Here is a 2,866-nt window from a genome sequence, read left to right on the forward strand (position 1 = left end):
TGCGGGCGGTGGGCTGAGGAGGAGCCCGGGCCGGAGGCGGCGCCGCCGGTGAATTCGGTTGCGGCGCGGTAGGTGACGGGACCCTGGTCGGTGGCGGAACCGTGAACGGAGACACCGGCGTGGTGGAAGAGAGGGCCGGGGCGCAAGAGGCTGCCCGCCCCATACGCCGTACACGCGTCATCGAGGAGTGATCCGTACATGCCCGAGCCCGATGACCTGCGCAGCCACGACCTCTCCGTACTCTCCGAGCAGTCCGCCCGGGACCTGGACTCCGCCGAGGGCATCCTCGGCCTGCTGGCCGGCTGGGCCGCGGAGCGGCTGCGGCTGGCCCGGGAGGCGGCCGAGCCGGACCCGGAGGCGGTCATGCGCTGGACGACGGAGAGCGAACGGTACGCCGAACTGCTGCGCCGGGTACGAAGGTTGACCCCGCAGGAGCTGCGGCGCGTGGTCGAGGAGCTGGGCCCGGTGGCCCGGCGGGCCGTGGAGGAGGGGCGGTGACGGGGGAGGAGCCGGGGAGAGCCGAGGGGGCCGGAGCGGGGCCTCGGCCTCGGCCGCGGGCTTCGGATCCCGGGTCGGGGCGCACGCCTCCCGAACCATCGTCCCCCGACCCGTTACGGCACGCACTCCCGCCCGAGCGGCACCGGCAGGTCTACCGGGAGGTGATCGCCCCGGCCGTGCTGGTAGGGGAGGGGGCCGCGCGGCCGAAGGTGATCGTGCTCGGCGGGCAGCCGGGCTCCGGGAAGTCCAATGTCGCCCGGGCCCTCGTCGGCGACCGGGACGTCGTGAAGATCTCCAGCGACGGCATCCGCGAACTGCACCCCAAATGGGCCGAGTTACTGCGCGCCGACGACACCACAGCCGGTTTCTACACCCATCACGACGCCCGTGCCTGGGTGGAGACCGCGATCGGGGACGCCGTCGACCGACGGCTCGACGTGCTGTTCGACACCGCCCAGGACGACCCCGAGCGCACCCGGCGGCTGCTGGACCGGTTCCGTGAGGCCGGGTACGAGATCGACGTGGTGTTCGTCGCCGGAGGCTCCGCGCTGAGCCGGCTGGGGGTTCTGGAGCGGTACCACACCGACCGGCTGGCCCAGGGCGGCGCCCGCTTCGTGGAGAACCCCGACCGCTCGTTCCCCGGTGTCCTCGCCAGCGCCCGTGTCATCGACGAGGAGCGGCTCGCGGACTCGGTGACGGTCTACCGCCGCGACGGCACGGCTCTCTACCGCAACACCCTCGGCCCCGACGGCGACTGGGCCGGGCCCACCGGCACGGACACCGCCCTGCGCACGGAACGCGAACGTCCGTGGACCCGGGCCGAGTCGGAGTGGCTCGCCACCACCGCGGAGAAGCTCGCCAAGGTCAAGTCGGAGGAGTTGGGCGAGCCGATCCAGCCGCGCTGGCGGGGACTCCTCTCGGAGGCTGTCGCCGCCGCCCAGCCGTACGCCCACCCGTCGGTGGCGGACCGGCTGAACCGCCTGCGAACGGCACTCCGGCAGCTGGCATCGGGGGCGGCCGCAGGACCCGGTGTCTCCTCGGCGGCGACGATGAGGTCGCACGGCGGGTCCGCGAGCCGTACGCCGGGCACTCCCGGGACCCCGGGGCCGCACCGGACCCCGGGCCTCCCGGCGGTTCCCAACCGCCCTCCCGCGAACCAACCGCCGAACAACAACAATCCCGGACCGACCCCGAACCGCTGAATCACCCGCCTCACCGAGTTGCCTGACGCACCTGACGCACCCGCTTACCGACTCACACGGAGATATCAGTTGAGCTTGACGCCCCCCACCATCCACAGCCTCACCTTCGACTGCACCGGCGACCCGTACGACCTCGGTCTCTTCTGGAGCGAACTGCTCGGCCGGCCGCTGGCCGACGACGACAAGCCCGGTGACCCGGAGGCGCTGATCGCGGATCCGGCAGGTGGCCCGAGGCTGCTGTTCGTCCGTGTGCCCGAGGGCAGACGTAGCGAAGACGTAACCACTGCCACGGCAAAGCGCCCCCGACTACGGCCCTTGCTCACGTAGTCGGGGGCGCTGCACCCGTCCCGACGGGGGATGCGGGACGGGGGTCATGCGTTGCTGCCCTTGCGCCTCGCAGCGCCCCGGAAGCGGCAGCCATCGGGGGGTGGTGCTACGCGCCCTGTATGGCGCCCTGGGGGTCGCTCTCGGCGTACGGGTTGCCCTCGCTCGGCGTGACTCGCCAGAAGGTTTCCGCCGTCGCCTTGAACTGACGGTGCGTCGGATTCAGGCCCGTGTGTTTTAGGGCCCAGACCTCAACTGGCAAGCGCTCATTGTCAGTTGGCTGCGCTTGCGCCCCGCACGTGATGCACTCGGCGGAGTAGATGCCCTGCGTTGCGCCCTGGGCGGTTTCCGGCCCTAGCGTCCACTCAGCGGCCCTGATGATCGAGCGAGTCACAGTGCTCCCCTGCTACGTCGGTTTGCTTCGGCCAGCAAGGCGCGGAGTCTGTTCGCGCGCTGGTCGCTGCCCCTGTGGCGCGGGCACCCGCACGGCGGGTATCCGCTGGAGAGATCCGGCACGCTCGACGGCTGCACGGTGTGCTCGGCGCGTACGAGGGTCCGGGCGCCCGTCTGCGGATCGATCCGGTACACAGCGATGGTCATCACTGGGCACTCCCCCAGGGGGCGCCCTGGGCGCCTGTCCGGTGCGTCTGCGAGGTGCCGCCCAGTGGGCCGACGTAGGGGCGGACCATGGCCCCCGTGTGCTCCCACGGGTCGGGCGGGAACCACTCGGCGCGCGGCTGCGGCTGCGTCGCCAGCACGGGCGGGGCGTGCCGCTCCCTGCGGGTCCTCCGAGCTGTAACCAGCCTCGCGCCCCACGCGTCCGGGGTGGGGCGATTGCGGGG

Annotated in this window: 4 protein-coding genes; 3 read left to right on the forward strand and 1 reads right to left on the reverse strand. The window is 72.5% G+C overall.

From position 1 onward, the window contains the following. Positions 1 to 198 precede the first annotated feature (198 nt). The 3 genes from P1P70_RS42925 to P1P70_RS42935 all read left to right on the forward strand — a co-directional run bounded on the left by P1P70_RS42925 (position 199) and on the right by P1P70_RS42935 (position 2,027). On the forward strand, positions 199 to 498 hold the full coding sequence (locus P1P70_RS42925; RefSeq protein ID WP_319247675.1) for a hypothetical protein: 300 nt from the start codon (positions 199 to 201) through the stop codon (positions 496 to 498). Positions 499 to 674: 176 nt separating this feature from the next. Then, the gene (locus P1P70_RS42930) at positions 675 to 1,700 is read left to right on the forward strand and encodes a zeta toxin family protein (RefSeq protein WP_319247677.1); all 1,026 of its coding nucleotides are present in this window, start codon (positions 675 to 677) and stop codon (positions 1,698 to 1,700) included. Positions 1,701 to 1,769: 69 nt separating this feature from the next. After that, positions 1,770 to 2,027, forward strand: coding sequence for a VOC family protein (locus P1P70_RS42935; protein ID WP_319247679.1), 258 nt, complete (start codon positions 1,770 to 1,772; stop codon positions 2,025 to 2,027). A 596-nt stretch (positions 2,028 to 2,623) separates the two neighbouring features. Here the strand turns inward: P1P70_RS42935 and P1P70_RS42940 are convergent. After that, positions 2,624 to 2,866: hypothetical protein (locus tag P1P70_RS42940; protein ID WP_319247681.1), on the reverse strand; the 243-nt coding region annotated here is incomplete at its 5' end.

The sequence above is a fragment of the Streptomyces sp. MB09-02B genome, assembly GCF_033794485.1.
In the GTDB taxonomy this organism is placed as follows: domain Bacteria; phylum Actinomycetota; class Actinomycetes; order Streptomycetales; family Streptomycetaceae; genus Streptomyces.